This window comes from Lysobacter sp. CFH 32150, from assembly GCF_022758295.1.
Classification (GTDB): Bacteria; Pseudomonadota; Gammaproteobacteria; order Xanthomonadales; family Xanthomonadaceae; genus CFH-32150.
This window is the reverse complement of record NZ_JALDWJ010000002.1, coordinates 386265-407012: the sequence shown is the minus strand read 5'-3', so window position 1 is coordinate 407012 and position 20748 is coordinate 386265. Positions and strand designations below refer to the sequence as shown.

Annotated in this window: 19 protein-coding genes and 2 tRNA genes; 18 read left to right on the top strand and 3 right to left on the bottom strand. The window is 65.1% G+C overall.

Annotation, left to right across the window (positions count from 1 at the left end):
- Positions 1 to 14: 14 nt before the first annotated feature.
- The 8 genes from MO486_RS05360 to MO486_RS05325 all read left to right on the top strand — a co-directional run bounded on the left by MO486_RS05360 (position 15) and on the right by MO486_RS05325 (position 6503).
- Positions 15 to 512: a CinA family protein gene (locus MO486_RS05360; RefSeq protein ID WP_242905122.1), complete on the top strand. Its 498-nt coding sequence runs from the start codon at positions 15 to 17 to the stop codon at positions 510 to 512.
- Positions 513 to 630: 118 nt separating this feature from the next.
- Positions 631 to 1272 (top strand): transcriptional repressor LexA, encoded by a 642-nt coding sequence (lexA, locus tag MO486_RS05355; RefSeq protein WP_242905121.1) that lies wholly within the window; start codon positions 631 to 633, stop codon positions 1270 to 1272.
- 172 nt (positions 1273 to 1444) lie between these two features.
- Positions 1445 to 2482, top strand: a complete 1038-nt coding sequence (recA, locus tag MO486_RS05350; RefSeq protein ID WP_242905120.1) for a recombinase RecA — start codon at positions 1445 to 1447, stop codon at positions 2480 to 2482.
- 100 nt (positions 2483 to 2582) lie between these two features.
- Positions 2583 to 3083 carry a recombination regulator RecX gene (recX, locus tag MO486_RS05345; protein WP_242905119.1) on the top strand — a complete coding sequence of 167 codons (501 nt, stop codon included), beginning with the start codon at positions 2583 to 2585 and terminating at the stop codon, positions 3081 to 3083.
- A gap of 141 nt (positions 3084 to 3224) precedes the next feature.
- Positions 3225 to 5873, top strand: a complete 2649-nt coding sequence (gene alaS / locus MO486_RS05340) for an alanine--tRNA ligase (protein ID WP_242905117.1) — start codon at positions 3225 to 3227, stop codon at positions 5871 to 5873.
- A gap of 144 nt (positions 5874 to 6017) precedes the next feature.
- Positions 6018 to 6233 (top strand): carbon storage regulator CsrA, encoded by a 216-nt coding sequence (gene csrA, locus MO486_RS05335; protein ID WP_242905115.1) that lies wholly within the window; start codon positions 6018 to 6020, stop codon positions 6231 to 6233.
- A gap of 40 nt (positions 6234 to 6273) precedes the next feature.
- Positions 6274 to 6366 (top strand) — tRNA-Ser (locus tag MO486_RS05330).
- A 60-nt stretch (positions 6367 to 6426) separates the two neighbouring features.
- Positions 6427 to 6503, top strand: a tRNA-Arg gene (locus MO486_RS05325).
- Positions 6504 to 6664: 161 nt separating this feature from the next.
- Here the strand turns inward: MO486_RS05325 and MO486_RS05320 are convergent.
- The 3 genes from MO486_RS05320 to cysS all read right to left on the bottom strand — a co-directional run bounded on the left by MO486_RS05320 (position 6665) and on the right by cysS (position 9811).
- Positions 6665 to 7903, bottom strand: a complete 1239-nt coding sequence (locus tag MO486_RS05320) for an MFS transporter (protein WP_242905113.1) — start codon at positions 7901 to 7903, stop codon at positions 6665 to 6667.
- A complete protein-coding gene (locus tag MO486_RS05315) occupies positions 7900 to 8337 on the bottom strand; it encodes a SufE family protein (RefSeq protein ID WP_242905111.1) in 438 nt (145 codons plus the stop codon). The genes MO486_RS05320 and MO486_RS05315 overlap by 4 nt, the downstream gene beginning before the upstream one ends.
- A 106-nt stretch (positions 8338 to 8443) precedes the next feature.
- Positions 8444 to 9811, bottom strand: a complete 1368-nt coding sequence (gene cysS, locus MO486_RS05310) for a cysteine--tRNA ligase (protein ID WP_242905110.1) — start codon at positions 9809 to 9811, stop codon at positions 8444 to 8446.
- A gap of 90 nt (positions 9812 to 9901) precedes the next feature.
- On the opposite strand from cysS, the gene MO486_RS05305 reads away from it, so the two are divergent.
- From MO486_RS05305 to MO486_RS05260, 10 genes are all read left to right on the top strand, one after another.
- On the top strand, positions 9902 to 10360 hold the full coding sequence (locus MO486_RS05305) for a hypothetical protein (protein ID WP_242905108.1): 459 nt from the start codon (positions 9902 to 9904) through the stop codon (positions 10358 to 10360).
- A 263-nt stretch (positions 10361 to 10623) separates the two neighbouring features.
- Positions 10624 to 11640: an N-acetylornithine carbamoyltransferase gene (locus MO486_RS05300; RefSeq protein WP_242905107.1), complete on the top strand. Its 1017-nt coding sequence runs from the start codon at positions 10624 to 10626 to the stop codon at positions 11638 to 11640.
- A gap of 79 nt (positions 11641 to 11719) precedes the next feature.
- Complete coding sequence (locus MO486_RS05295; RefSeq protein ID WP_242905106.1) at positions 11720 to 12925, top strand: argininosuccinate synthase; 1206 nt, start codon at positions 11720 to 11722, stop codon at positions 12923 to 12925.
- Complete coding sequence (locus MO486_RS05290) at positions 12909 to 14012, top strand: acetylornithine deacetylase (RefSeq protein ID WP_242905105.1); 1104 nt, start codon at positions 12909 to 12911, stop codon at positions 14010 to 14012. Before MO486_RS05295 ends, MO486_RS05290 begins: the two co-directional genes overlap by 17 nt.
- 1 nt (position 14013) lies before the next feature.
- Positions 14014 to 15339: an acetylglutamate kinase gene (locus tag MO486_RS05285; RefSeq protein WP_242905104.1), complete on the top strand. Its 1326-nt coding sequence runs from the start codon at positions 14014 to 14016 to the stop codon at positions 15337 to 15339.
- Between the two features lie 4 nt (positions 15340 to 15343).
- On the top strand, positions 15344 to 15961 hold the full coding sequence (locus MO486_RS05280; protein WP_242905103.1) for a GNAT family N-acetyltransferase: 618 nt from the start codon (positions 15344 to 15346) through the stop codon (positions 15959 to 15961).
- Positions 15954 to 16937 carry an N-acetyl-gamma-glutamyl-phosphate reductase gene (gene argC, locus MO486_RS05275; protein WP_242905102.1) on the top strand — a complete coding sequence of 328 codons (984 nt, stop codon included), beginning with the start codon at positions 15954 to 15956 and terminating at the stop codon, positions 16935 to 16937. The genes MO486_RS05280 and argC overlap by 8 nt, the downstream gene beginning before the upstream one ends.
- Before the next feature lie 70 nt (positions 16938 to 17007).
- On the top strand, positions 17008 to 18297 hold the full coding sequence (argH, locus tag MO486_RS05270) for an argininosuccinate lyase (protein WP_242905101.1): 1290 nt from the start codon (positions 17008 to 17010) through the stop codon (positions 18295 to 18297).
- Positions 18297 to 19460 carry a glutamate 5-kinase gene (gene proB / locus MO486_RS05265; RefSeq protein ID WP_242905100.1) on the top strand — a complete coding sequence of 388 codons (1164 nt, stop codon included), beginning with the start codon at positions 18297 to 18299 and terminating at the stop codon, positions 19458 to 19460. The genes argH and proB overlap by 1 nt, the downstream gene beginning before the upstream one ends.
- Complete coding sequence (locus MO486_RS05260; RefSeq protein WP_242905099.1) at positions 19457 to 20719, top strand: glutamate-5-semialdehyde dehydrogenase; 1263 nt, start codon at positions 19457 to 19459, stop codon at positions 20717 to 20719. Before proB ends, MO486_RS05260 begins: the two co-directional genes overlap by 4 nt.
- Positions 20720 to 20748 lie beyond the last annotated feature (29 nt).

The window sequence follows — 20748 nt, the reverse complement described above, 5'->3', positions numbered from 1 at the left end:
AAGCCGCGATCGAGATGGACGCCCCCAGCGATATCGAACTACACGCGCTCGCCGACGCGCTAGGTACTCGCCTGCGCGACGCGCGGCACCGGCTGGTTACCGCCGAAAGCTGCACTGGCGGCTGGATCGCCAAGACCGTCACCGACATCGCCGGCTCGTCGGACTGGTTCGACTGCGGCCTCGCGGCCTACAGCTACGAGGCCAAGCAGGCACTGCTCAGCGTGCGCCCGGAAACCCTCGAGCACTTCGGCGCGGTCAGTCGCGAAACCGTGATCGAAATGGTGTCGGGCGCGCTGGTCCATTCCGGCGCCACGGTCGCAGTCGCGGTCACCGGCATTGCCGGGCCGAGCGGAGGTACGCCGGACAAGCCCGTCGGGACGGTGTGGATCGCCTGGAAACGCCGTGGCGGCTATCCCAAGGCCGAGTTGTTCCACTTCGAGGGCGACCGCGAGGCCGTGCGCCGGCAGACGGTGGCTGCGGCCCTGCAGGGGTTGGGCGCGCTGGTCGATTAGAGGCCACCGAACCTGTAGGAGCGGCTTATAGCCGCGAGCTTCCCCTGTCAGGGCAAGTGGCCATAGCCGCTCCCCCTGGGGTTGCACTCATGATTCGTTAGTAGTATTACTACTAACCATGGATCTGACCGAAACCCAGCAAGGCATTCTCGCCATGATCGCCGAGCGGATCGAGGCCGACGGCATGCCGCCGTCGCAAACCGAGATCGCCAGGGCCTTCGGCTTCAAGGGCGTCCGCGGTGCGCAATACCATCTGGAAGCGCTGGAAGCGGCGGGCGCGATCGAACGGATTCCCGGGCGGGCACGCGGGATCCGGGTGTGTCAGATGCCGGTCCCGCCGCAGCAGGAGCTGACGCTGCAAGCCAGCAGCGACAACACCTTGCGGTTGCCGGTACTGGGCCGGGTCGCCGCCGGCACGCCGATCGGTGCCGACATTGGCTCGGACGATTACGTGCTGCTCGACCGCGTCTTCTTTACCCCGGCGCCCGACTATCTGCTCAAGGTCAAGGGCGACTCGATGCGCGACGAAGGCATCTTCGACGGCGACCTGATCGGCGTGCACCGCACGCGTGATGCGCGCTCCGGCCAGATCGTGGTGGCGCGGGTCGACGACGAGATCACGGTCAAACTGCTGAAGATCAGCCAGGACCGCATCCGCCTGCTGCCGCGCAATCCCGACTACGCGCCGATTGAAGTGCAACCCGACCAGGACTTCGCCATCGAAGGCCTGTATTGCGGGCTGGTGAGGCCGAATCGATGAAGACGCGTGCGGCTTTTTCCGACACGCGGCCGGGCGGTTCGCCGGTGGTGGCTTCATGCCGTCGACAACTATTTTTGCTGCCGGACGTTGCTGTCTCAGCCTGCGCGACAGCGGCGCCCTAGCATCCCTCCCATCACGCCTACACACCTTCATATCAGCTGAGGACTCCACGATGGACGAGAACAAAAAGCGCGCCCTGTCAGCCGCCCTGGGCCAGATCGACAAGCAGTTCGGCAAGGGCTCGGTGATGCGCATGGGCGACCGCGCCGTGGAGGCCGCCGAGGTCATTTCCAGCGGTTCGCTGATGCTCGACGTCGCGCTCGGCATCGGCGGCTTGCCCAAGGGGCGCGTAGTCGAGATCTATGGGCCGGAATCCTCGGGCAAGACCACGCTGACGCTGCAGGCCATCGCGCAGTGCCAGAAAGGCGGTGGTACCGCCGCTTTCATCGACGCCGAGCACGCGCTCGACCCGATCTACGCGCAGAAGCTCGGCGTCAACATCGACGACTTGCTGGTATCGCAACCGGATACGGGCGAGCAGGCACTGGAAATCGCCGACATGCTGGTGCGTTCCGGCGCGGTGGACATGGTGGTGGTCGACTCGGTTGCCGCGTTGACGCCGAAGGCCGAAATCGAAGGCGAAATGGGCGACCAGCTGCCGGGCCTGCAGGCCCGTTTGATGAGCCAGGCGCTGCGCAAGCTCACCGGCAACATCAAGCGCAGCAACTGCATGGTGATCTTCATCAACCAGCTGCGCCAGAAGATCGGGATCATGATGCCGGGCCAGAGCTCGGAAGTGACCACCGGCGGCAACGCGTTGAAGTTCTACGCTTCGGTGCGCCTGGATATCCGCCGCATCGGCTCGGTCAAGAAAGGCGATGAAATCATCGGCAACGAGACCCGTATCAAAGTGGTCAAGAACAAGATGGCGCCGCCCTTCAAGCAGGTCATTACCGAGATCCTGTACGGCGAGGGCATCAGCCGTGAAGGCGAACTGATCGAGCTGGGTGTCAACCACAAGCTGGTCGAGAAGTCCGGCGCCTGGTACAGCGCCTACGACGAGCGCATCGGCCAGGGCAAAGAGAACGCCCGCCAGTACCTCAAGGACAACCCGAAGGTCGCGACCCGCCTGGAAGCCGAACTGCGCGAGAAGCTGGCACCGCCTGTGGTGGTTGCCAAGCGTGAAGAAGTGGAGCTTCCCGAGGCTTGAGTTCTGTTCCTCCCCTGTCGCCAAGGATGGCAGCAGGGGAGGAGCGGCTTGAGGCCTGCCGGCGGAAGCGGGACCGGAGGAAAGCGTGTCAGAGAAAAGTGTGAGCGAGGATCGTGCCGATCCGCCGGAAAACACCCGGTCCAAGCGCAGGCGGCCCGAGCCCACCCCGACGCAGCGCGCGTTGGGGCTGCTGGTCCGACGCGAGCACTCGCAGAAGGAGCTCGCCCGCAAACTGACCGCTCGTGGGATTGAAGCGGGCGATGCGCAGGCCGCCGTTGCCAAATTGCGTGAAGCCGGCTGGCAGGATGACACCCGCTTCGCCGAAAGCCTGGTCCGCAACCGCGCCGCCGCCGGTTATGGACCGGTCCGCATCCGGGCCGAACTGGGCATGCACGGGCTGGGTCGTGACGCGATCAGCCGTGTGCTCGAAGACTTCGACGGCGGCTGGGCCGAGAATGCGCGCGACCTCGTCCGCCGCCGCTTCGGCCCAGCCGTCGCCGATGATCCCGACCTGCGCCGTAAAGCCGCCGATTTCCTGATCCGCCGCGGCTTCGAGGCGGCCAGCGTCCGCAGCGCCACCCGGTTCGATCCGGACGACTGAGCTGTTCCCGGCCGCATGTGCCGTGGGGCAAGCGGCCCCGCGGCCTGATACCCTTGCGGGTCTTGGGTTGTCTGCTCGAACTCGCGCCCGCATCGTGCGGGGAGTGGGGGTGCAGCGTGCGCCCGCCTTCCTTCGAGCCGCATGAAGACTAGCAACGACATCCGCAGCGACTTCCTCGAATTCTTCCGCTCCAAGGGCCACGCCGTGGTGCCTTCGAGTTCGTTGGTGCCGGGCAACGACCCGACCCTGCTGTTCACCAACGCCGGCATGGTCCAGTTCAAGGACGTATTCCTCGGTGCTGAGAAGCGCAGCTACACCCGGGCCGCGTCGTCGCAACGTTGCGTGCGTGCCGGCGGCAAGCACAACGATCTCGACCAGGTTGGCTACACCGCGCGTCACCACACCTTCTTCGAAATGCTGGGCAACTTCAGCTTCGGCGACTACTTCAAGAAGGACGCGATCCTCTGGGCATGGGAACTGCTGACCAAGACCTGGCAGCTGCCAGCCGAACGCCTGCTGGTCACGATCTACCACACCGACGACGAAGCCTTCGACATCTGGCATCGCGAAGTCGGCCTGCCCGCCGAGCGCATCATCCGCATCGGCGACAACAAGGGCGCGCCGTTCGCTTCCGACAATTTCTGGCAGATGGCCGACACCGGCCCGTGCGGCCCGTGCACCGAGATCTTCTACGACCACGGCGCGCATATCGCCGGCGGCCCGCCCGGTTCGCCGGATGAAGACGGCGATCGTTTCATCGAGATCTGGAACAACGTCTTCATGCAGTTCGATCGCCAGCCCGACGGCACCCTGCTGCCGTTGCCGGCGCCATGCGTCGACACCGGCATGGGCCTGGAGCGCGTCTCGGCCGTGCTGCAGCACGTGCACAGCAACTACGAGATCGACCTGTTCCAGCACCTGATCAAGGCCGCCGCGGCGATCACCGCCACCAGCGACCTCGAACACAAATCGCTGCGCGTCATCGCCGACCACATCCGCGCCTGCAGCTTCCTGATCGTCGATGGCGTGCTGCCGAGCAACGAAAGCCGTGGCTACGTCCTGCGCCGCATCATCCGTCGCGCCGTGCGTCACTTCTGGAAGCTCGGCGCGCTGCAATCCGATGGCGCGTTCTGGCGCATGGTCGCGCCGCTGTGCGAAGTGATGGGCGAGGCCTATCCGGAACTGCTGCAGAAGTGCGAATTGGTCGAACGCGCGCTCAAGGCCGAAGAAGCCGCGTTCGGGCAGACGCTCGACGCCGGCATGCAACGCCTGGAGGCTTACCTCAAGCAAAGCGGCGGCACGATCGACGGCGATCAGCTGTTCCAGCTGCATGACACCTACGGCTGCCCGCCTGACCTGATCGCCGACATCCTGCGCGAGAAGGGTACGCACCTGCCGGAAACGGCGATGGCGCAGTACGAAGTGTTGATGGAGCAGCAGCGCGAACGCGCCCGTGCCGCAGGCAAGTTCGCCGGCGGCACCGCACTGCCGAGCGAACTGATCGCACAACTGTCGCCGACCGAATTCGTCGGCTACGACCACCTCGATGCCGGTGGCTTGATCGTCGCCGCGCTGCTCAAGGACGGTCGCCCGGTCGAGGCGATTTCCGCAGGCGACGAAGCCATCGTCATCCTCGATCGCACCCCGTTCTACGCCGAGTCCGGCGGCCAGGTCGGCGATGCCGGCCAGCTGGTCGAGCAGGGCGTGATGTTCACCGTGCGCGATACGCAGAAGCTCGCCGGCCAATTCCATGGCCACGTCGGCAGGATGCAGGCCGGCATGCTCAAGCGCGGCGACCACATCGTCGGCGCAATCGACCACGTCCGTCGTGCGGCCACCGTGCTCAACCACAGCGCCACGCACCTGCTGCATGCAGCGCTGCGCGAAGTGCTGGGCACGCACGTCACGCAGAAAGGCTCGCTGGTCGCGCCCGACCGCCTGCGTTTCGACTTCTCGCATTTCCAGCCGGTCACCGCGGCCGAACTCGCCGAGATCGAGCGCCGCGTCAACGCCGAGATCCGCGGCAACCACGCGGCCGAAGTGCGCCACATGGGCATGCAGGAAGCGCTCGACTTCGGTGCCATGGCGCTGTTCGGCGAAAAGTATGGCGAACGCGTGCGCGTACTCCGCATGGGTGACACCTCCACCGAACTCTGCGGCGGCACCCACGTCAGCCGCACCGGCGACATCGGCCTGTTCAAGATCGTGTCCGAAGGTGGCGTGTCCGCCGGCGTGCGCCGCATCGAAGCATTGAGTGGGCAGGGCGCACTCGATTACGTCGCCGACGAAGAACGTCGCCTCGACGAAGCAGCGCAACTGCTCGGTGGCAACCCCGCCGATGTCGGCGACAAACTGCGCGCATTGCTCGACCGGCAGAAGAAACTCGAGCGCGAACTCGAACAACTGAAAGCCAAGGCCGCCTCCGGCGCGACCTCCGACCTCGCCGGCTCAGCCGTCGACGTCAACGGCATCCGCGTCCTCGCCTCACGCCTGGAAGGCTTCGATGCCAAGGCCCTGCGCGACGCGGTCGATCGCCTCAAGCAACAACTCGGCGACGCAGTGATCGTCCTGGCCGGTGCCAGCGACGGCAAGGCTGCCCTGGTCGCGGGTGTCAGTGGCGCGGCCGCCGGCAAGATCAAGGCAGGGGAACTGCTGTCCCATATCGCCGGTCAGATCAACGGCAAGGGCGGTGGTCGTCCCGATCTCGCCCAGGGCGGCGGCGACGATGTGCCGGCCCTGCCGAGCGTGTTGGCGGCGGTGCCGCAATGGGTCGCCGAGCGGCTGGGTTGACCCTGTGACTTCCTCCGCTTGTAGCGGGTCGTACCCGGCCGGTAGTATGTTCATGAATATGTGCAAATTGGACGCGCACCGCGCCCTGATTCGACGCGGTGGTCTCGACCGGCGGTTCGGACCGTCGGTGACAGGAGAGAATCAATGCTGATCTTGACCCGCCGTGTCGGCGAAACCTTGATGATCGGCGACTCGGTCACTGTGACCGTGCTCGGCGTCAAGGGCAACCAAGTGCGGATCGGCATCACCGCACCCAAGGATGTCGCGGTACATCGTGAAGAAATCTACCAACGCATCCAGCGTGGCGACGAGCCTGCTGGTGGCGGTCCTGCCAAGAACGGTTTGCCCGACGCAGGGTGAGTCTGTATCCTTCGCGGCGCACTTCGCAGAAGTGCCTCACGGAGACTTGCCCGAGAGGCCGAAGGGGCTCCCCTGCTAAGGGAGTATGGGGTCAAAAGCTCCATCGAGGGTTCGAATCCCTCAGTCTCCGCCAGTTACAAAGCCTCGCCGATGTTTGACGAGGTGCCGGTATCACCGGCATAATTCCGCTTCTGCGCCCGTAGCTCAGCTGGATAGAGCACCAGGCTACGAACTTGGTGGTCGGGAGTTCGAATCTCTCCGGGCGCGCCACACAGAAGACGAAGGGCCAACGAGTGCAAACTCGCTGGCCCTTTCGTTTTTTTGCGCCTGGTCATTCGAACAGAGCTTGCTTGCCGCGAATGGTATTCATGGCGGCCTCCCTGGCGATTGATGCGAATCAACGCCTTCACGACCAACCCATGCAGGCGATATCAATGCAGGTCGCGCAGGTCGAGGCGGCGCAACTTCGGCGCCCATTTCGCGGTCCCGGCGACGATGGCCAAGGTCATGCAACCGCCGAAGATCACCGACGGCACCAGTCCGAGCAGACGCGCGGCGAGGCCGGATTCGAATGCGCCAAGTTCGTTCGACGAGCCGATGAAGATGCCGTTGATCGCCGAAACGCGGCCACGCATGGCGTCGGGGGTCGCCAGCTGCAGGATGGTCGAGCGCAGCACCACCGAAACGCCGTCGAACATGCCGGAGCCGAGCAACAGCAACGCTGACAGCCACAACTCGCGCGATAGCGCGAAGCCGATGATGCACAGGCCGAAGCCGGCGACGGAGGCGAGCAGCAGGCGCCCGGAATGGCGTTCAGGCGGATGTTTCGACATCCACAGCCCGACGATGACCGCGCCCGCGGCCGGTGCCGCACGCAGGATGCCGAGCGCTTCCGGTCCGGCTTCCAGGACATCCTTGATGAAAGCCGGCAGCAGCGCGACGGCGCCGCCGAACAACACCGCGAACATGTCGAGCGCCAACGCGCCCAGCACGATCTGGTGGCCGAACACGAAGCGCAGGCCTTCGCCGATGCTGGCGAAGATCGGCGCGCGCTCGCCTTCGATCGCAGGCTCGGTGACGCGCATCACCAGCAACGCGATGCCCGCGAGCACTGCGAATGCGGCCGCTACGGCATAGGCCAGGGTCTTGCCCGACCAGGCGATCAGCGCACCGCCGATGGCCGGGCCGATCACCAGGCCCAACTGGAACACGACGCTGCCGATGCCCGAGCCACGGCCAAATTGCGCGCGCGGCAACACCCGCGCGAACAGCGAGTTGTAGACCGGGCTGAGGAAGGAACGGACCATGCCGGTCAGCGCGATCGCGCCATAGATCAGCCAAGTGTTGCGTGTAGGCAGCCAATCGGCCGCGATCGCTACCAGCAATACGGCCGTGACTGCCAAGCCGGCGCACGCGACCGCACCCAGTCTGCGTCGTGGCAGGTGATCGACCAGGTAGCCGGCGAATGGCGCCGTGCAGAAGTAGGGGACGACTTCGGCGAGGCCGACCAGGCCCAGCGCCAGTGGATCGTGGGTCAGTTCGTAGATATGCCAGCCGACCGTGACCGCGACGATCTGGTACGACAGGATCGCGAGGATGCGGTAGCTCAGCAGTTCGAGGAAGCCGCGATTGCGCAGCGGCGAGTCGGCGTGCGCGGCGGCAGCACTCACGCGGCGCGCTGCGCTTGTTCGCGGATGAAACCGAGCAGCGCGGCGAGCCCGTTGCTGCGCGTCGGCGACAGGTGCTTGGCCAGTCCGATCGCGGCGATATAGTCCGGTTCGGTGGCGAGGATTTCCGCCGCCGGCCGGCCCGAGTAGACGCGCAAGGCGAGGAACACCAGACCGGAAACGATCGCCGAATCGCTGATCGCGGCAAAGTCGAGTTTGTTCCCATCACCTGACGGCACGATCCACACCATCGACTGGCACCCGTGCAGGCGGTGCTCCTCTGACTTCCACGCTTCGGGGAAGGTCGGCAGCTTGCGCCCGAGGTCGATCAGGTATTGGTAACGCTCCGACCAGTCGCTGAAGAAGGCGAATTCCTCGGCGATGGCGGTCTGCGCCTCGGCGGCGGTGGGTTCGAGCGGAAAGGCAAGGTCGTTCACTTCTGATTTCTCATCGCTGCGCGCTTTGTAGGAGCGGCTTATAGCCGCGAGCTGTTCGATTCAGGCCAAATTCGCGGCTATAAGCCGCTCCTACCGCTTAGGTAAATTATGCGCGCTTCCACCTGACTCCCTGCGGAGTGTCTTCCAGCAGGACACCTTCGGCGGCGAGTTGGTCGCGGATGGCGTCGGAACGGGCGAAATCACGATTCTTCTTGGCCACGGCGCGTTCGTCGATCAGCGACTGGATGCGCGCATCGTCGTCGTTGGAGGCGCCGCGTGCGAACCACGCTGCCGGCGTCTGTTGCAGCAGGCCGAGCGCAAGACCGGCGCCAAGCAGTTCCGCCTTCAACCGGCGTTTGTCTCCGCTCGACTCGGCCTTGCGTGCATCCGCAGCGATGCGGGCGATCTCGGCCAGCACCTGCGGCGTGTTGAGGTCGTCGTCGAGCGCGGCTTCGATGCCGGCCGGAATCACGGCAGGCGCCTCGATGTCCGCGAGGTCGCGCAAAGTGCCGTACAGCCGGTCCAGCGTGCGTACGGACTGCTCGATCAACCCGTCCGACCAATCCAGTGGCTGCCGGTAGTGCGCCGACAGCAACGCATAGCGCAGCGCTTCCGGCGGATGCGCGCGCACCAGGTCGTGGACCTTCTCGATGTTGCCCACCGACTTCGACATCTTCGCGCCGGCCAGGTTGAGCATGCCGTTGTGCAGCCACCAGCGCGCAAAGACCTTGCCGCCGTGCGCGCATTCGCTCTGTGCGATCTCGTTCTCGTGGTGCGGGAATTGCAGGTCGACGCCGCCGGCATGGATGTCGATGGTCTCGCCCAAGTGCGCTTCGGCCATGGCCGAGCATTCGATATGCCAGCCCGGGCGGCCGCGGCCCCAGGGCGAGTCCCAGCCGGGGAGATCGTCGGTCGAGGGCTTCCACAGCACGAAATCGCCTGGATCGCGCTTGTATGGCGCCACTTCCACGCGCGCGCCGGCCAGCATGTCCTCGGGATCGCGGCGCGAGAGCTTGCCGTAACCGTCGAACGTAGCGACCGCGAACAGCACGTGGCCCTCGGCTGCATACGCATGACCGCGTTCGATCAGCCGTTCGATCATCGCGACGATCTGCGGGATGTGGCGGGTGGCTTCCGGCTCCAGGTCCGGCGGCTGGATGCCGAGAGCGCCCATGTCCTCGCGGTAGGCGGCGGCGAAACGGTCGGTGATGACGCTGATCGGCACGCCCAACTCGGCAGCCGCGGCGTTGATCTTGTCGTCGACATCGGTGATGTTGCGGGCGTAGCGCACCGCGCCGTAGCGCCGGCGCAGCACGTCGGCGAGTACCCCGAACAGCACCGGCCCGCGCGCATTGCCGATATGCACGTAGTTGTAGACCGTCGGCCCGCACACGTACATGGTCGGGCAACCCGGATCGAGCGGGGCGAAGTCTTCGACTTTCTTGGTCAGGCTGTTGTAGAGGCGCAGGCTCATGCGGGCTTCATGGCGTAGAGCCGACCGATTCTACCGGGCGAACAGCCAGGATTCAGGCCGGGCACATCCTCAGCCTTTACACTGAATACGATGCGCCACTCCCTATGCCTGCCACTTGCCGGTCTACTGTCCCTGGCTTTCGCCATTCCGACGGCATGGGCGCAGGACACCATCACGGTCATCCAGCCCGAGAACGTGCGCATGGACGTGGCACAGGTGATGCGCGTGCAGCCGGTCTACCAGACCTTGCGCGCGACCCGGATGGAGCCCCGCTGCCCCAATACGGACGCAGCCGAAGAAGATGAGAAGGGCCTGTCGCGCATCTATGGTGCGGTGAAGGGGGCACTCTCGCGCAAACCCAAGCCGGCCACGGCCGAGGACTGCGAGATGGTGCCGGTCGAACGCGAATTCCGCCGCCCCATCGCCTATGACGTCGACTACGTCTATCGCGGCATGAAATACCGCTCGCGCCTGCCGTACGACCCGGGCACCCGGCTGCGGGTGCGGGTTTCGGTGATGCCGCATATCCCTCCCCAGGGCGAGCGCTGAACCGTTGCAGCCGAAACGTTCCTTGCGCCGGGCCGACCCTCGTGCGAGCATGCGCGCCTTCATGAACCGCGCTGTTATGAACCAGACCCACGCCGACGCCGACGTCCTGACCTCCGCCTACATGGCGGCGGGAATGACCTCGCGCGCGCGCCGACCGTTGCCCCGTCAATCCGCTGGGTAAGGCGCTCGCGCCGGTTCGTGTCTACGAAAGCCCAGCCTCAGTGCTGGGCTTTTTTGCTTTTGGATCCTAGGACGTCATCACGATGAAACCCGCTTCTATTAGACATTTCCTGAACACCCAGGACTGGTCGCGCGCCGATCTGGACGCATTGCTGGTGCAAGCCGCCGCGTTCAAGCGCAACAAGCTCGGCGATCAGCTCAAGGGCAAGTCGGTCGCGTTGGTGTTCTTCAACAGCTCGCTGCGCACGCGCACCAGTTTCGAACTCGGTACGTTCCAGCTCGGCGGCCATGCCGTCGTGCTGCAGCCGGGCAAGGATGCGTGGCCGATTGAATTCAACCTCGGCACGGTGATGAACGGTGAGGCCGAGGAGCACATCGCCGAGGTGGCGAAGGTGCTGTCGCGCTACGTCGACATGATCGGCGTGCGTGCGTTCCCGAAGTTCGTCGACTGGTCGGTGGATCGCGAGGACCGCGTGCTGCGCGGCTTCGCCCAGCACGCCACGGTGCCGGTGATCAACATGGAAACCATCACCCATCCCTGCCAGGAACTCGCGCACATATTGGCGTTGCAGGAGCACTTCGGCACCGCCGACCTGCGCGGCAAGAAGTACGTGCTGACCTGGACCTACCACCCGAAGGCATTGAACACCGCCGTTGCCAACTCCGCGCTGACCATCGCCACGCGCATGGGCATGGATGTGACCTTGCTGTGCCCGACGCCCGAATACGTGCTCGACCAGCGCTACATGGACTGGGCTGCGCAGAACGTCGCCGAAAGCGGCGGTTCGCTGCAGGTCAGCCACGACATCGACAGCGCCTACCGCGGCGCCGACGTCGTCTATGCCAAGAGCTGGGGCGCATTGCCGTACTTCGGCAACTGGGAGCCAGAAAAGCCCATTCGCGACGCCCACAAGCACTTCATCGTCGATGAAGCCAAGATGGCACTGACCAACCACGGCGTGTTCTCGCACTGCCTGCCGCTGCGTCGCAACATCAAGGCGACCGACGCGGTGATGGATTCCCCGCAATGCATTGCCATCGAAGAAGCCGAAAACCGCCTGCATGTGCAGAAGGCCATCATGGCCGCGCTGGTTTCGTGATTTGTAGGGTGGGCTTTAGCCCACCAATTTCACCCAAGACGACAGCGGTGGGCCAAGGCCCACCCTACGAGAATCGAAAATGAAAAAAGACATCGTCCTCGCCTTCTCCGGCGGCCTCGACACCAGCTTCTGCGTGCCCTACCTGCAGGACCGCGGCTGGAACGTGCACACCGTGTTCGCCGACACCGGCGGTGTCGACGCCGAGGAACGCGCCTTCATCGAACAGCGCGCGGCCGAACTCGGCGTGAGCAGTCACGTCACCGTCGATGGTGGTCCGGCGATCTGGGACGGTTTCGTCAAACCCTTCGTCTGGGCGGGCGAGGCCTATCAGGGCCAGTATCCGCTGCTGGTGTCCGATCGCTATCTGATCGTCGACGCCGCGCTCGCGCGTGCGCACGACCTCGGCACCAGGGCGATCGCGCACGGTTGCACCGGCATGGGCAACGACCAGGTGCGTTTCGACCTGGCGGTGAAGGCGAGCGGCGATTACCAGATCGTCGCGCCGATCCGCGAAATCCAGAAAGAGCACACGCAGACCCGCGCCTACGAACAGGCCTATCTTGAAAAACGCGGCTTCGGCGTGCGCGCCAAGCAGAAGGCCTACACGATCAACGAGAATCTCCTCGGCCTGACGATGTCCGGTGGCGAAATCGATCGCTGGGAAGCGCCGGGCGAAGAAGCGCGCGGCTGGTGCGCGCCGCGCGAACGCTGGCCGGCCGAGCCGCTCTGGGTGACGCTCCGTTTCGTGCAGGGCGAAGCCGTCGCGCTCGATGGCAAGGAAATGTCGGGCGCACAACTGCTGGCGCAACTCAACACGATGTTCGCGCAGTACGGCGTCGGTCGTGGCATGTATACCGGCGATACCACGATCGGGCTCAAGGGCCGCATCGTGTTCGAAGCGCCCGGCCTGGCCGCGTTATTGGCGGCACACCGCGCGCTGGAGGAAGCCGTGTTGAGCAAGCAGCAGAATCGCTTCAAGCCCGACATCGCGCGCAAGTGGGTGGAGCTGGTGTACGAAGGCTTCTACCACGATCCACTGAAGACCGATCTCGAAGCCTTCCTCGCCTCCAGCCAGCAGATGGTGAATGGCGAAGTCGTCCTGGAAACGCGCGGCGGCCGTGTCGATGCCGTCGCCGTACGCTCGCCGCACATCCTCAACGCCAAGGGCGCGACCTATGCGCAATCCGCGGATTGGGGCGTCGAGGAAGCCGAAGGCTTCATCAAGCTGTTCGGCATGAGCAGCACATTGTGGGCCGAGGTCAACAAGAGTGCAGGGAACGACTGACGTGCTCGCCGACGTCCTGCGCCATCTCGAAGCACTGGTGTCGTTCGACACCCGCAACCCGCCGCGTGCCATTGGCACCGGCGGCATCTTCGATTACATCCGCGCGCAGTTGCCAGGTTTCCGTATCGTCGTGAACGATCACGGCGCCGGTGCGGTGTCGCTGCTGGCGATACGCGGTAACCCCACACGCGTGTTCAACGTGCACCTGGATACGGTGCCGTCGTCGCCGGCGTGGAGCGCAGATCCGCACACGTTGCGCATCACTGACGATCGCGCGATCGGCCTCGGTGCCTGCGACATCAAAGGCGCGGCGGCGGGTCTGCTGGCCGCGGCTGCGGTCACGACAGGCGATGCCGCATTCCTGTTCAGCAGCGACGAGGAGGCCAACGATGCGCGTTGCATCGATGCGTTCCTCGCCAGCGATCATGGTTTCAGCGAAGCGATCATCGCCGAGCCCACCCTTTGCGAAGCGGTGCTCGCACATCGCGGTATCAGCTCCGTGTTGTTGAAGTTCCGTGGTACGGCGGGGCACGCCTCCGGCTCCAATGCGATGCAGGCCAGTGCCTTGCACCAGGCGATACGCTGGGGCAGCCATGCGCTCGATTTCGTCGAGTCGCAATCGCACCAACGCTTCGGCGGCCTGACCGGGCTCCGCTTCAACATCGGCAAGGTCGAAGGCGGGATCAAGGCGAACATGATTGCGCCGAGCGCCGAAGTGCGATTCGGCTTCCGGCCGTTGCCATCGCAGGACATCGACGAGTTGCACGCGCGGTTCGGCAGTTTTGCCGATGCTTTGGAGCATTACCAAGAAACCTTCCGCGGCCCGTCGCTGCCGTCAGGCGACGTCGCGATGGCGGAGGAACGCCGGCTCGCCGCGCGCGATCTCGCCGACGAACTCGGCTTGGCGATCGGCAACGCGGTCGACTTCTGGACCGAGGCTTCCTTGTTTTCCAGAGCCGGCCTCACCGCGTTCGTCTATGGCCCGGGCGATATCGCACAGGCGCATACCGCCGACGAATGGGTCGCGCTCGAACAACTGCAACGCTATACCGAATCCGTCAGCCGGATTCTGAAAAAAGACCTCTGAAATGATGACCACCGCCCACGATCTCCAGACCCGCCAGACCATCGTGCGCCTGCTTTCGAGCATGGCCAGCGCGAAGGAGATTTCGCAGTACCTCAAGCGTTTCTCACAACTCGACGCAGCGCGTTTCGCCGTGGTCAAGGTCGGTGGCGCCGTGCTGCGCGACGACCTCGAAGCGCTGACGTCGTCGCTGGCGTTCTTGCAGGACGTCGGACTGACCCCGATCGTGATCCACGGCGCCGGCCCCCAGCTCGATGAGGACCTCGCCGCTGCGGGCATCGAGAAGCAGACCGTCGACGGCCTCCGCGTGACCTCGCCGGAGGCGTTGGCGATCGTGCGTCGCGTCTTCCAGCAGCAGAACCTCAAGCTGGTCGAAGCGCTGCAGGCCGGCGATGCCCGCGCGACTTCGATCATTTCCGGCGTATTCGAGGCCGAGTACCTCGACCGCGACACCTACGGCATGGTCGGGCAGGTGCGCCGCGTGAACCTCGCGCCGATCGAAGCCAGCCTGCAAGCCGGATCGATCCCGGTCATCGCCAGCCTCGGCGAGACCGTCAGTGGCCAGATCCTCAACGTCAACGCCGATTTCGCCGCGAACGAACTGGTGCAGGTGCTGCAGCCGTACAAGATCATCTTCCTTACCGGTACCGGCGGTCTGCTCGACGACAACGGCAAAGTGATCGATTCGATCAACCTGTCGACCGAGTACGAACACCTGATCGCACAGCCGTGGATCAACGGCGGCATGCGGGTGAAGATCGAACAGATCAAGGACCTGCTCGACAAGTTGCCGTTGACTTCATCGGTCTCGATCACCAAGCCGGCCGAACTGGCCAAGGAACTCTTCACGCACAAGGGTTCCGGCACGCTGGTGCGGCGTGGCGAGCGCGTGCGGCAGACGAATTCGTGGGACGAGCTCGATCTGCCTCGGCTGCGCACGCTGATCGAGTCCGCGTTCGGCCGCAAGTTGCTGCCGGATTACTTCGAGAAGACCAAGCTGTTCCGCGCCTACGTCAGCGAGAACTACCGCGCCGCCGTCATCCTGACCGATGAAGCCGGTTACACCTATCTCGACAAGTTCGCGGTGCTCGACGAAGCGCAGGGCGAAGGCCTCGGGCGCGCGGTGTGGCAGGTGATGCGCGAGCAGAACCCGCGCCTGTTCTGGCGCTCGCGCCGCGGCAACCCGGTCAATCCGTTCTACTACGCCGAATCCGACGGCTGCTTCAAACAGGACAAGTGGAAGGTGTACTGGTATGGCCTGGAGGGTTTCGACGAGATCAAGCATTGCGTCGAACATTGCGCGACGCGCCCGGCGACCTTGAAGGATTGAATCGATGACTGCAGTCACACACAACAACCCCTGGGCCGTGCCGCCGATGCTGCGCGGTGAGCACGTGGTGCTCGAACCGTTGCAGCCGGCGCATGCCGACGGATTGCGCCATGCCGTGCAGGACGGCGAGTTGTGGAAGGCCTGGTACGGCAGCACGCCATCGCCGGAGAAAATGGAGGCTTACGTCGCCACGGCGATGACGATGCAAGCCGATGGCATCGCCATGCCATTCGTTGTGCGCGATCGAAATGGCGACATCGTCGGGACCACCCGTTTCTACGATATCGCCACGACGGTTCCCCGACTGCACATCGGCTACACCTGGTACGCCGCCCGCGTGCAACGCACCGGCCTGAATACGCAGACGAAACTGCTGTTGCTTACGCATGCATTCGAGACGTTGGGATGCATTGCCGTCGGTTTCAAGACCAGCTGGTTCAACCATCCATCGCGAACGGCGATCGCTCGTCTCGGCGCCAAGCAGGACGGTGTGCTGCGCAACCACATGCGCCATAACGACGGCAGCATCCGCGATTCGGTGGTGTTCTCGATCATCGATACGGAATGGCAGGCAGTGAAACGCAACCTGCAGGCGAAGCTGGAGCAGCACGCGCATGGCTGACAGCATCAAGCTCGGCATCGTCGGTGCCCGCGGCTACGTCGGGGCGGAGCTGATCCGCCTCGTGGCTGCACATCCGCGATTTGAGCTGGCATTCGTCTCGTCACGCGAGCTCGATGGCCAGCGCGTCGCGGATCACATCAGCGAATACGTCGGCGACCTGCGCTACACCTCGCCGGACCATGAACAACTGCCAGCGCTCAGTGCCGACGCCGTGGTGCTGGCGCTTCCCAACGGCAAGGCAGCGGCTTGCGTAGCGTCGTTCGATGCGGCGGGTGTCGACCCCGGCTTCAAGCAGCCTGTGATCATCGACCTGTCCGCGGATTACCGTTTCGACGACAGTTGGTATTACGGCTTGCCGGAACTGACGCGCACCCGGTACGCCGGCCAGAAGCGGATCAGCAATCCTGGCTGCTACGCCACCGCGATGCAGCTGGCGATCGCACCGATGTGCGATGCGCTCGACGGACCGGTGCAGTGCTTCGGCGTCTCCGGATGGTCCGGTGCCGGTACCACGCCATCAGATAAGAACGATCCGGAAAAACTACGCGACAACCTGATGCCCTATGCGCTCATCGGGCACCTGCATGAGAAGGAGGTCACGCGCCAGCTTGGCCACCCGGTGGAATTCATGCCGCATGTCGCACCGCATTTCCGTGGATTGACGATTACCGCGAACCTGCACCTGTCCAAAGCCTTCACGCACACTGAGGTCGTCGCGCGCTATCGGCAGCATTACAGTGGTGAAGCGCTGGTCGATGTGATCGATGCTGCGCCGTGGGTCAGCGCCATCGCCAACGCGCACCACGTCGAGCTCGGCGGATTCACCTTGTCCGAAGATGGTCGTCGCCTTGTCGTCGTCGCCACCGAGGACAACCTGCTCAAGGGCGCAGCGACGCAGGCGTTGCAGAACCTGAATCTCGCGTTCGGGCTGGAAGAGGCCACCGGCATCCCTTCCTCCCCTGTGGGAGCGACGTAAGTCGCGATTCACTGGCGAGACTGTCGCGACTCACGTCGCTCCCACAGGAAAGAAGCAAGCGGGAACCGAAATGTCCGATCTGCTATGGCAAAAACCCGGGGTCAAGGTCGACGCGCGCATCCAGCGTTTCCTCGCCGGCGAGGACGTGATCCTGGATCGCGAGTTTTTCCTGTTCGACATCGAGGCCAGCCGCGCGCACGCCGAAGGGCTGCAGCAGATCGGCATCCTGGATGCCGACGAGGTGGCGGGGCTTGCGCGTGAACTCGCGACGCTGGCCGACGACTTCCGCGCCGGCCGCTTCGTACTCGACGATACATTCGAAGACGGCCACTCCGCGATCGAAGCGCGCCTGATCGAACGCCTAGGTGATGCCGGCCGCAAGATCCACACCGGTCGCAGCCGCAACGACCAGATCCTCGTCGCGACGCGGCTGTGGCTGAAGGATCGACTCGTGCGCGTGTCCGCACTTTGCCGTGAGAGCGCCGATGTCGCGCTCGCTCGCGCCGACGCCGAACGCGCCCTGCCTCTACCGGGCTATACCCACCTGCAACGCGCCGTGGTGTCGTCGGCGGGCATGTGGTGGGCGGCGTGGGCCGAAGGCTTCATCGATGACGCAGTGCGCGCGCATGACACGTTGCGTTGGGTGGATGCGAACCCGCTGGGCAGTGCTGCCGGCTACGGCGTCAATCTGCCGTTGGCGCGCGAGCACACCACGCAGGCACTGGGCTTCGGCCGCCTGCAGGTGTCGGCGGCGTATGCGCAGTTGTCGCGTGGCAAGTTCGAGATGGCGGCGATCGACGCCCTGGGCTCCGCCTTGCTCGACTTGCGTCGCCTCGCCTGGGACCTGTCGCTGTTCACCAGTGCCGAGTTTGGTTTCGTCGCCCTGCCGGCCGAATACACCACCGGCAGCTCGATCATGCCGAACAAGCGCAACCCCGACGTGATCGAACTGATGCGGGCGAGCTACGCAAGCGCGGCGGCGGCCCGCACCGAGATCGAGCAACTGCTGTCGCTGCCATCGGGTTACCACCGCGACCTGCAATTCTCCAAGGGGGCGATCTTCCACGCCTTTGGCCGCGGCCTTGGTGCGCTGGAGCTGCTGCCTGATCTCCTGCGCAACCTCGAATGGAAGCCGGAACGCACGCGCGAAGCGCTCGATCCGTCGATGTACGCGACCGACCTCGCGGTCGATCTTGCGCGCAAGGGGCTGCCGTTCCGCGATGCCTATAAGAAGGCCGCGGACCCTGCGTCCTGGGCGCAGGGCGATCCCGAGGCGAGTCTTGCTGCGCGCGTATCGCCCGGCGCAGCGGCCGATCTTCGGCTCGACGAACTGCGTCGGCGACTGGAAGCGTTGGGCTGATGTCCATGCACGCGTTCGGCGAACAGACGTTGCCGACGTGGAAGCGCGCCGTGCTCAAGGTGGGCAGTAGTCTGCTCGCAGCCGACAACGGCGGCCTGTCCGAACGTTTCGCCGCCGGCCTTGCGCAGTTCGTCGCGCAGGCGCGCGCACAGGGCAGGGAAGTGGTGATCGTCTCGTCAGGCGCAGTCGCAGGGGGACGCGGCGTGTTGCACGCCGCCGATACCACGCTGACCCAGCGCCAGGCGCTTGCCGCGCTCGGCCAGGCGCCGATGATCGCGCTTTGGCAACGCTTGTTCGATGTGCCGGTGGCGCAGGTGCTGCTCAGCCACGACGACCTGCGAAATCGACGCCGCTACCTCAACGCCCGCGCCACGCTGCGCGAGCTGCTGCAGCTAAAGGTGCTGCCCGTTATCAACGAGAACGACACCGTCGCCGTCGACGAACTCAAGCTCGGCGACAACGACAACCTCGCTGCCGTGGTCGCAGCGCTGGTCGATGCCGACCTGCTGCTGATTGCCACCGATACTCCTGGTCTTTACAGCGGCCACCCGGTGCACGATCCGGAGGCGAAGCCCGTACCGCACGTGGCCGCGATCACGCCGGACATCGTCCGGATGGCTGCAGGCGATGCCGGTACGCTCGGCACGGGCGGCATGCGGACCAAACTCGAAGCTGCAAGCAAGGCCGCGGCGGCTGGCATCGCCACCGCGCTGTTCTGCGGCCGTGATGCGGACACCGTCGCTGCACTCGCGCAAAACCGGCTGCGTGGCACGTTCATCGACGCGCATGGCGACCGTCTGCTCGCGCGTAAGCTATGGATGCGACATGCACCCCCCGGCCTGCACGGCGTGCGTGTCGACGCGGGTGCAGCGCAAGCGCTGGATACGCGTGGCGCATCATTACTACCCGGCGGCGTGGTTGCGGTCGAAGGTGAATTCGGTCGCGGCGACCTCGTTGAAATCCGCCTCGCAGGCGATGCGGGTGCCCGCGTGCTTGCGCGTGGGCTGGTGCAGTACAACTCCGCCGACTTGCGCCGCATCGTCGGTCGCCATAGCCGCGAGATCGAATCCATCCTCGGCTATCGTTACGGTGAAGCGGTGATCCACCGCGACGACCTCGTCGTCCTGCCGCCGGGGCATGTCGAAAAGGAGCCTGCCGCATGAGTTACGTCCGCAACCTCGCCGAACGTGCACGCGACGCTGCGCAGGCGATCGCCGCACTCGATGCGCCGCAGCGCGCGCGTCTGATCGCAACGATGGCGAACAAAGTCGAGGAAGGTCGAGACACCATCCTCGCTGCCAACGCCAGCGACCTAAAGCGCGCCAACGCGGCAGGCACCACCGGCGCTATGCTCGATCGCCTCAAGCTGGATGCAGGCCGTCTCGCGAACATCGTCGCTGCGCTCCGCGAAATCGCGTTGCTGCCCGATCCGGTCGGCCAGGTCACCCGTCGCGAGACGCGACCGAACGGGTTGGTGATCGAACGCGTGCGCGTCCCGCTCGGCCTGATCGCGATGATCTACGAAGCGCGCCCGAACGTGACTGCCGATGCGGCTGCGCTCTGTCTCAAGGCCGGCAATGCGGTGATCCTGCGTGGTGGCTCCGAGGCGTTGGCCAGCAACAAGGCCATCGCGGCCAGCCTGCACCGCGCCCTGCGCGAGTGCGGTCTGCCCGAGGCGGCGCTGGTGCTGATCGAGGACACCGCACGCGAACACGTGCTGGAACTGCTGCAGCTCACCGACCTGATCGACCTGGCGATCCCGCGCGGCGGCGAGAGCCTGATCCGCTTCGTCGCCGAACATGCGCGGGTGCCGGTGATCAAGCATTACAAGGGCGTCTGTCACCTATACGTCGACCGCGCCGCCGACCCGCAGCTCGCCACGCGCCTGTTGCTCGACGGCAAGGCATCGCGCCCGGGCGTGTGCAATGCGCTGGAAACGCTGCTGGTGCATGCAGACATCGCCGAGAGCTTCCTGCCTGAAGCGCTGTCCGCGTTGGCGGAGCGGGGCGTCGAAATACGCGGCGACGAGCGCACGCGAGCCTTGTTCGCACCGGCGATCGCCGCCGACGACGACGATTACGCCGCCGAATTCCTCGACCTGATCATCGCCGTACGCGTGGTCGACTCGCTCGAAACCGCACTCGCGCACATCCGCCGCTACGGATCCGACCACACCGAAGTCATCGCCAGCAACGATGCCGCTGCGGCCGAAGCCTTCGTGCACGGCCTGCGCAGTTCGGCGGTGATGGTCAACGCCTCGTCGCGCTTCAACGACGGTGGCGAACTTGGCCTTGGCGCCGAAATCGGCATCTCCACCACACGCCTGCACGCCTACGGCCCGATGGGGCTGGAATCGCTGACCATCGAACGCTATGTCGTGCGCGGCGACGGACAGGTGCGGCATCCGGATCTGCTTGATTAGGCCTTGCTTCAAAAAAGCTTGGCGTAACC

Bases quoted from the DNA above. Each gene is read 5' to 3' on its own strand.
- alaS (WP_242905117.1), top strand. From the start codon at position 3,225: ATGAAGACTAGCAACGACATCCGCAGCGACTTCCTCGAATTCTTCCGC.
- csrA (WP_242905115.1), top strand. From the start codon at position 6,018: ATGCTGATCTTGACCCGCCGTGTCGGCGAAACCTTGATGATCGGCGAC.
- MO486_RS05360 (WP_242905122.1), top strand. From the start codon at position 15: ATGGACGCCCCCAGCGATATCGAACTACACGCGCTCGCCGACGCGCTA.
- proB (WP_242905100.1), top strand. From the start codon at position 18,297: ATGTCCATGCACGCGTTCGGCGAACAGACGTTGCCGACGTGGAAGCGC.
- MO486_RS05305 (WP_242905108.1), top strand. From the start codon at position 9,902: ATGCGCCACTCCCTATGCCTGCCACTTGCCGGTCTACTGTCCCTGGCT.
- MO486_RS05295 (WP_242905106.1), top strand. From the start codon at position 11,720: ATGAAAAAAGACATCGTCCTCGCCTTCTCCGGCGGCCTCGACACCAGC.
- MO486_RS05260 (WP_242905099.1), top strand. From the start codon at position 19,457: ATGAGTTACGTCCGCAACCTCGCCGAACGTGCACGCGACGCTGCGCAG.
- recA (WP_242905120.1), top strand. From the start codon at position 1,445: ATGGACGAGAACAAAAAGCGCGCCCTGTCAGCCGCCCTGGGCCAGATC.
- cysS (WP_242905110.1), bottom strand. From the start codon at position 9,811: ATGAGCCTGCGCCTCTACAACAGCCTGACCAAGAAAGTCGAAGACTTC.
- argC (WP_242905102.1), top strand. From the start codon at position 15,954: ATGGCTGACAGCATCAAGCTCGGCATCGTCGGTGCCCGCGGCTACGTC.
- MO486_RS05300 (WP_242905107.1), top strand. From the start codon at position 10,624: ATGAAACCCGCTTCTATTAGACATTTCCTGAACACCCAGGACTGGTCG.
- lexA (WP_242905121.1), top strand. From the start codon at position 631: ATGGATCTGACCGAAACCCAGCAAGGCATTCTCGCCATGATCGCCGAG.
- MO486_RS05280 (WP_242905103.1), top strand. From the start codon at position 15,344: ATGACTGCAGTCACACACAACAACCCCTGGGCCGTGCCGCCGATGCTG.
- MO486_RS05285 (WP_242905104.1), top strand. From the start codon at position 14,014: ATGATGACCACCGCCCACGATCTCCAGACCCGCCAGACCATCGTGCGC.
- argH (WP_242905101.1), top strand. From the start codon at position 17,008: ATGTCCGATCTGCTATGGCAAAAACCCGGGGTCAAGGTCGACGCGCGC.